The 7,303-nt window shown below is 38.8% G+C and carries 4 protein-coding genes and 3 pseudogenes; 2 read left to right on the forward strand and 5 right to left on the reverse strand.

Features of this window, described 5'->3' with window-relative positions; translation table 11 throughout:
• Nucleotides 1-216: 216 nt before the first annotated feature.
• From clpB to crp, 3 genes are all read right to left on the reverse strand, one after another.
• Nucleotides 217-2,796, reverse strand: coding sequence for an ATP-dependent chaperone ClpB (gene clpB, locus FTU65_RS14095; protein ID WP_168377776.1), 2,580 nt, complete (start codon nucleotides 2,794-2,796; stop codon nucleotides 217-219).
• A 347-nt stretch (nucleotides 2,797-3,143) separates the two neighbouring features.
• Complete coding sequence (locus FTU65_RS14100) at nucleotides 3,144-4,193, reverse strand: NADP(H)-dependent aldo-keto reductase (RefSeq protein ID WP_180066950.1); 1,050 nt, start codon at nucleotides 4,191-4,193, stop codon at nucleotides 3,144-3,146.
• Between the two features lie 202 nt (nucleotides 4,194-4,395).
• Entirely contained in the window at nucleotides 4,396-5,106 is a 711-nt protein-coding gene (gene crp, locus FTU65_RS14105) for a cAMP-activated global transcriptional regulator CRP (protein WP_078188629.1), read from the reverse strand.
• Nucleotides 5,107-5,254: 148 nt separating this feature from the next.
• On the opposite strand from crp, the gene FTU65_RS14110 reads away from it, so the two are divergent.
• Together FTU65_RS14110 and FTU65_RS14115 are read left to right on the forward strand one after the other, a co-directional pair.
• The gene (locus FTU65_RS14110) at nucleotides 5,255-5,683 is read left to right on the forward strand and encodes an OsmC family protein (protein ID WP_180066952.1); all 429 of its coding nucleotides are present in this window, start codon (nucleotides 5,255-5,257) and stop codon (nucleotides 5,681-5,683) included.
• A 403-nt stretch (nucleotides 5,684-6,086) separates the two neighbouring features.
• Nucleotides 6,087-6,833: pseudogene (locus FTU65_RS14115) on the forward strand (IS5 family transposase).
• Between the two features lie 249 nt (nucleotides 6,834-7,082).
• On the opposite strand, the pseudogene FTU65_RS16395 reads toward FTU65_RS14115, so the two are convergent.
• Nucleotides 7,083-7,178, reverse strand: a pseudogene (locus tag FTU65_RS16395) (serine/threonine-protein phosphatase 2); the annotation flags it as partial.
• 9 nt (nucleotides 7,179-7,187) lie between these two features.
• A pseudogene (locus tag FTU65_RS14120) lies at nucleotides 7,188-7,303 on the reverse strand (transposase); the annotation flags it as partial.

Genomic DNA, 7,303 nt, shown 5'->3' on the forward strand with positions numbered 1-7,303 from the left:
TTGCCATTCATTCTTGATGAACGCGCGATATTGTTTTTGTTTTACAGAACACAGCCATCTCGTTGGATGCGTGCGGGCGTCATATTAGTGGGTGAAAATGATGAAATGCAATCAACTTTACGTATTTAAACGAAAATCACGAAAAGCGTAAAATAAAAAAACCCGGCCTAAACCGGGTTTCTGTTTTTACAACTGAACGTGGCTAATTTGTACCTTTTAATTGAGTTTCATCTTGTCAAAACTTAGGTGATCTCCTTCCGCTTGAACAACAATCGTATCGCCCGGTTGGAACGCGCCTGACAAGATTTTCTGTGCCAGTGTATTTTCAACTTGTTGTTGGATGGCACGTTTTAGAGGACGTGCACCATATACAGGGTCAAAACCAGCATCGATAAGTAATTCAAAGGCACTATCTTCAACCGCCAGACTCATGTCTTTATCTGCCAAACGAGAACGTAAGCGATCCAACTGAATATCCGCAATGCCACGAATTTGCGCTTTTTGTAAAGAGTGGAAAACCACCAACTCATCAATACGGTTCACAAATTCTGGACGGAAATGTTCCGAGACAGCAGCCATCACCACAGCACGAACTTCGTCTTTCGACGGGTTTTCACCTAATTCACGAACATCGGTTGAACCTAAGTTCGAGGTCATCACGATTACGGTGTTTTTGAAATCAATCACACGACCTTGTGAGTCAGTTAATCGACCATCATCTAACACTTGAAGCAAGATGTTAAAGACGTCTGGATGGGCTTTTTCAACCTCATCAAACAACACCACACTATAAGGTTTACGACGTACAGCCTCAGTTAATACACCGCCTTCTTCATAGCCCACATAGCCCGGAGGAGCACCCACTAAACGGCTCACCGAATGCTTTTCCATAAACTCTGACATGTCGATACGAATAATCGCATCATCACTGTCAAATAAGAAGTTACCTAGAGCTTTGGTTAACTCAGTTTTACCTACACCTGTTGGCCCAAGGAATAAGAATGAACCACTTGGGCGGTTTGGATCGGATAATCCTGCACGAGAACGACGCACCGCATTTGATACTGCTACGACCGCTTCATCTTGACCGACTACACGGTTATGTAAGAACTCTTCCATGTGTAAGAGTTTTTCACGTTCACCTTGTAGCATTTTTGCAACAGGAATACCTGTAGCTGCACTTACCACTTCAGCGATTTCATTTTCAGTGACTTTGGTACGAATCAGTTTCGGCTCTTCATTCACCTCCGCAATTTCTTCTTCATTCAAGCGTTTTTGCAACTCAGGAATGACTCCATATTGCAAACGGCTCGCTTCTGCTAAATCACCTTCACGTTGTGCTTTTTCAAAGGCAGTACGTGCTTTATCTAACTCAATTTGAGCTTGATTCGTTCCGTCAACCAGACGTTTTTCCGCAATCCACACTTCTTCCAAATCGCTATATTCTTTTTGAACTTCAGCAATTTGTTTCTCCAAATGCTCAACTTCAGCTTTTGAGACTGAATCTGCATCTTTTTTCACCGCTTCAAGTTGCATTTTTAACTGAATTAAACGGCGATCTAAACGGTCAAGTGGCTCAGGTTTTGAGTCAATTTCCATTTTGATTCGTGATGCTGCTTCATCAATCAAATCAATGGCTTTATCTGGCAACTGACGGTCTGTGATGTAACGATGCGACATTTTTGCCGCAGCAATAATTGCAGAGTCTAAAATTTGCACACCATGATGGGTTGCATATTTGTCTTTTAGACCACGTAAAATCGCAATGGTGTCTTCCACGCTCGGTTCATCAACAATCACTTTTTGGAAACGGCGTTCTAATGCCGCATCCTTTTCGATATATTGACGGTACTCATCTAAGGTGGTTGCACCTACACAGCGAAGTTCGCCACGTGCCAACGCAGGTTTAAGCATATTCCCTGCATCCATTGCACCATCACCTTTACCTGCGCCAACAAGCGTATGTAATTCGTCAATGAAGAGAATGATCTCGCCATCATATTTGGCCAAATCTTTTAGAACTGCTTTAAGACGTTCTTCAAATTCACCGCGGTATTTTGCACCTGCAAGCAATGAACCAAGGTCGAGTGAAAGTACACGTTTACCTTTCAGACTTTCAGGAACTTCGCCATTGACGATACGCTGTGCTAAGCCCTCAACGATTGCAGTTTTACCCACACCCGGCTCACCAATCAGTACGGGGTTGTTTTTACTACGGCGTGATAAAACCTGAATGGTACGGCGAATCTCTTCGTCACGACCAATGACCGGATCTAGCTTACCTTCTAATGCACGTGCATTGAGGTCTAAGGTATATTTGTTGAGTGAATCACGTTGATCTTCGTGGTTATTACTCATGACTTGTTCACCGCCTCGTATTTGTTCAATTGCACTACGTAATTTATCTGTCGTTACGCCTACACTATTTAATAAGGTTTTGGTTTTACCCGTTTCAGCTAAACCTAGAATCACCCAATCTGTAGAAAGAAACTCATCTCCAGCTTTTTGAGCAAAACTGTCAGCTAAATTCAGCGCCTTGACTGCTTCAGGATTTAGGTTGATGTCCCCTGTCGGCGTAGCAATGGTGGCGGTATCCTGTAGGGCTTGCTGAAGCTTGGTTTTTAACTCAGGAAGATTAGCACCTGCCTGTTGTAACAAGCTTTGGTTCGACGGCTCTTCAAGCAATGTCGAAAGAATATGGATTCCTTCAATGGCTGTATGGTCTTTCCCCATTGCTAAAGATTGGGCATCGGATAATGCTTGCTGCAAACGGTTTGTAAATTTTTCGAATCGCATTCTTGTTATTCCTCACAACAAATTCTGTACTTGAAGCATATATGGGAGTCATATTTAAAATTTCAAATACATTTTTTAAATATTTTTCAATGAGTTAATTTTAAGATAAAGATAAATCTTAATTATAATATTGGTATAAATAGAATAGTTTTCAAGTCATTTATTGAAGAATTTAGTACTTTATTATGTTGTTTAAATGCATATGTTTTTTTAAACAATTTTCTTGTCAACTCAACTGACTTTCTGAGAATAAAATTCAATGATTTTCCACTAGCTTAAATCACGTAAATGTCAAAAAAGCCCACATTTACATGCAGGCTTTTACATAATCCACTGAAAATTTCAGCTTAAGGTGCAGGATTTGGCTGCTGGCGATGAATATCTTCAATCCCTTTTAAAATGTCTTCTGATAAATTCACCTCAAAAGCATCAATATTTTCTTTCAACTGATCTAGATTTGTCGCACCAATAATTGTACTGGTGACAAAAAATTGCTGCTTAATAAATGCTAGTGCTAACTGTGTCAACGTTAAACCATGCTGTTCAGCCAATTGTGCATATTGTTCTGTTGCCCATTCACTCTCCGCATTTGAATAGCGGCTAAAGCGTGAAAATAGTGTCACTCGAGCATTGGCAGGACGTGCACCATGACGGAATTTACCTGTTAGATAACCAAATGCTAAAGGTGAATATGCCAATAAGCCCACGCCTTCGTAATGTGCAATTTCAGATAAACCGATTTCATAAGTACGATTCAACAAACTATATGGATTTTGCACACTGACAATTTTTTCTAAACCATGCTTTTCTGCAAGTTGTAGGAATTTTAACGTTCCCCATGGCGTTTCATTAGATAGTCCAATTGAGCGAATTCGACCTTTTTTAACCTCATGACTTAAAGCAACTAATGTTTCTTCTAAATTGGTAATAGTTTGCGTACTGTTTGCTTCGGCATTGCCATAACCCAATTTACCGAAAAAGTTGATTGGACGTTGCGGCCAATGCAACTGGTATAAGTCAAGATAATCTGTTTGTAAGCGCTGAAGAGAATGATCCAGTGCAGACTCAATTTCCGAAGCAATAAATTTAGTTTGCCCGTCACGAATATGACTACCGCCTTGTGACGGCCCTGCAATTTTTGAAGCTAAGATTAATTTATCACGTCCACCGCGAGCTGCAATCCAGTTACCAATAATAGTTTCAGTTGAACCTTGGGTTTCAGGTTTCGGTGGGACAGGATACATTTCTGCAGTATCCCAAAAGTTAAGACCACGCTCTAAAGCATAATCCAGTTGCTCGAAAGCTTCTGCTTGGGTGTTTTGTTCACCAAACGTCATAGTGCCTAAACAAATTTCTGGAACTAAAATGCCAGTATGGGCCAATGGTTTAAATTGCATGCCGCAAATTCCCTCTTTATTTTAAATATCAATATATAAGTTACGAAGTAGCTTACCTAAGATATCGGCTTTGTTTAAATCATAATTTTCTGTTTATTTGTCAAAAAATGTGCGAAAGGTTGCTTCCGCTATAATAGTGAGAAATGAATAGACATAAAAAAAGCAAACCCCTGAGTTTGCTTTTTTAGATTCGGAAGACTGATTATTCTTCGTCGTCGAAATCATCTGAAGCCAATTGGCTTTTCTCTTCAAGCGATGCATCAAAAATTAGAATCGCTTTACCATCAGTTTCAATCATGCCTTGCTCTTCAAGTGTTTTTAGAACACGACCAACCATTTCACGGGAACAACCCACAATACGACCAATCTCTTGACGAGTAATACGAATCTGACGACCATTCGGCAAAATCATTGCTTCTGGTTGTGAAGATAAATCAATTAAGCAACGTGCAATACGACCTGACACGTCAATAAACGCAAGGTCAGTGACTTTCCGTGTCGTATTTTTAAGACGACGTACAAGCTGTGCAAATACCGCATAACTTAAGTCTGGGTATTGTTTGCTTAATTCATGAAAGTTTTCATAGGTAATCTCAGCAATTTCACATACATCACGCGTACGCACTTCTGCAGTACGCTGTGCATTTGCTTCGAATAGACCCATTTCCCCAAAAAAGTCACCCGCATTTAAGTACGCAACCACAATTTCACGCTCATCATCTTCGCGTAAAATGATAGATACTGAACCCTTAAGAATTAAATACAAAGATTTAGATTCTGAGCCCGCATCAACGATTGTTGTACGTTTTGGGTAACGATTGATATATGCACGTTTTAATAATGCCTTCACCGACTCAGGTAACTGCCCCGGAGATAGCGCATCTGTGCTAAGTTGTGAAAAGTTTGAAGTCATGCTAACAGTTTCCGAATATGGATAATTTATAGATCGCACAAGACCTAAAGTGAACTTGTCACACGTAAGAGTTGAAATTCCTTATCAACTCAATTTATGTTAGTGTACAGGTACTGCGTAAATTTATAGCTTTTTTTAGGGACTTGCAATGCAAACTAGTGTTCATTGGCTAGAGAATGTTGCTTTTAAAGCAAAAACTCAAAGTGGTCACACTGTTATGATGGATGGATCACAAGAATATGGCGGTGAAAACCGTGGTCCGCGCCCAATGGAACTGATTTTAACAGGACTTGGTGGTTGTGCATCTTTCGATATTGTGACGATTTTAAAGAAAGCACGCCAAGACATTACCAATGTTCGTTGTGAATTAAATGCAGAACGTGCCGACACTATTCCTGCTGTATTCACTAAAATTCATTTGCACTTTGTAGTCACTGGTCATGGCGTGAAGGAAAAGCAAGTTGCAAAAGCGGTTGAACTTTCTGCTGAAAAATACTGTTCTGCGAGCAAAATGCTGATGGACGGTGGTGTAGAAATTACTCATGACTTCGAAATTTTAGAAGCTGAAGCTACATAATTTATTTGCTCAATTAAAAGCCGCATAGAATGCGGCTTTTTTGTTTTAACCAATCCGCTATAGCACACATTTTATAAAGCACTGCTATATAGTCATAAATGCAGAAATATGAGCCAAAGAAGTTTGGCTTAATCACTTAATCAACCAATATCCAAATTGATGTATTTGCACATAGATGCATTTACACCCAATTCCATCTCATGATGATTTTACGACTCAATCCATATGAATCTATTCAAGCCAAATACGATTGAAAACGATTGCGAAGAACACCTTACATATAAGTAGATTTGATTTAACTATAGTCTTAATAACACTTTAATTAGGGTGTGTTGACACTTTTAGCTTAAAAAAATAGCGAAGTAGTAAAATCAAATCGCCAAACCCAATTTTACTATTCGCTATGCCTCGTACCATGCTGACAGATCAACACTGGCAAAAGTTGAAAGTTATTCTGCGTAATTTATCCATTCACCACAACTCAAATTTACGCAATTTTATTGAAGCTATTCTCTATAGAATTAGAACAGGCTGTCCGTGGCGAGATATTCCTTCTTGTTTTGGTCATTCAAACTCTATTTTCAAACGTTTTAATCGTTGGTCAAGCAGCGGTAAGTTACTTAGATTATTCAAATTACTAGCCTCATGCCCCGATATGGAGTGGATTTTTATTGATGGCTCTCATGTACGTGCTCATCAACATTCTGCCGGCATATCGAATCAATCTATTTCTAAAAGTGTAGGAGGAAACTCCTCAAAAATACATTTGATTGTTGATGCACATGGCAATCCTATTGATTTCATGATTACCGATGGAACCACACATGATGTTAAAGTTGCACCTGATTTAATATCAACATTAGATTTAAAAGAGACATAAGTCGTATGCGCAGATAAAGGCTATGATTCAGAACCACTGCGTGAACAGATCAGGAAAACAAGCACCAAAGCGAATATACCAAGGAAAACGAATAGCAAATCGAACAATGACCATATGGACTGGTATTTATATAAAATCAGGCATTTAGTTGAAAATATGTTTTGCAGATTAAAGGAGTTTAGAGGAATAGCTACTCGATATGACAAGCTCAAAAGAAATTATCAAAGTTCTGTTGCCTTAGCCTGTATATTTTTATGGCTACCTTTATAGGGTTAATTATGAACAGTAAGTGTCAACAGACCCTAATAATTTCAGATAAAAAAAGCAGAATCATTCTGATTCTGCTTTTTGAATTTGGTAGGTATATCCACATCAAAACATCTCCCTACCCTATTGTTTTTATTACACTAAATTCATTTAAGAAATTATAGGATACAAACTAGGATACATGATTCAAGTGTTGTTTTTTTAATCAATCAAACTTTTTTCACTACCAAACTCCCCTACTACATCGCTCGTTTATTTGATTTTGACAATACACAGCTTCTTGGTAAAAGAGGAACCAACATCAATATAATGACAATTATCGATTTTAGTATGCTCTTTTACAATAGTAAGTTGTCATTAAAAAGTAAACATGTATTCTTTTCCGAATTGGTTTGATACTTTCTCCACCCATTGCTCTATTTTATCAGCTGTCATGACTTGAAAATCTCGCCAATAATATTTCATCTGCTTCC

Origin of the sequence: Acinetobacter sp. YH12129 (genome assembly GCF_013418685.1) — a bacterium.
GTDB classification, from domain to species: domain Bacteria; phylum Pseudomonadota; class Gammaproteobacteria; order Pseudomonadales; family Moraxellaceae; genus Acinetobacter; species Acinetobacter amyesii.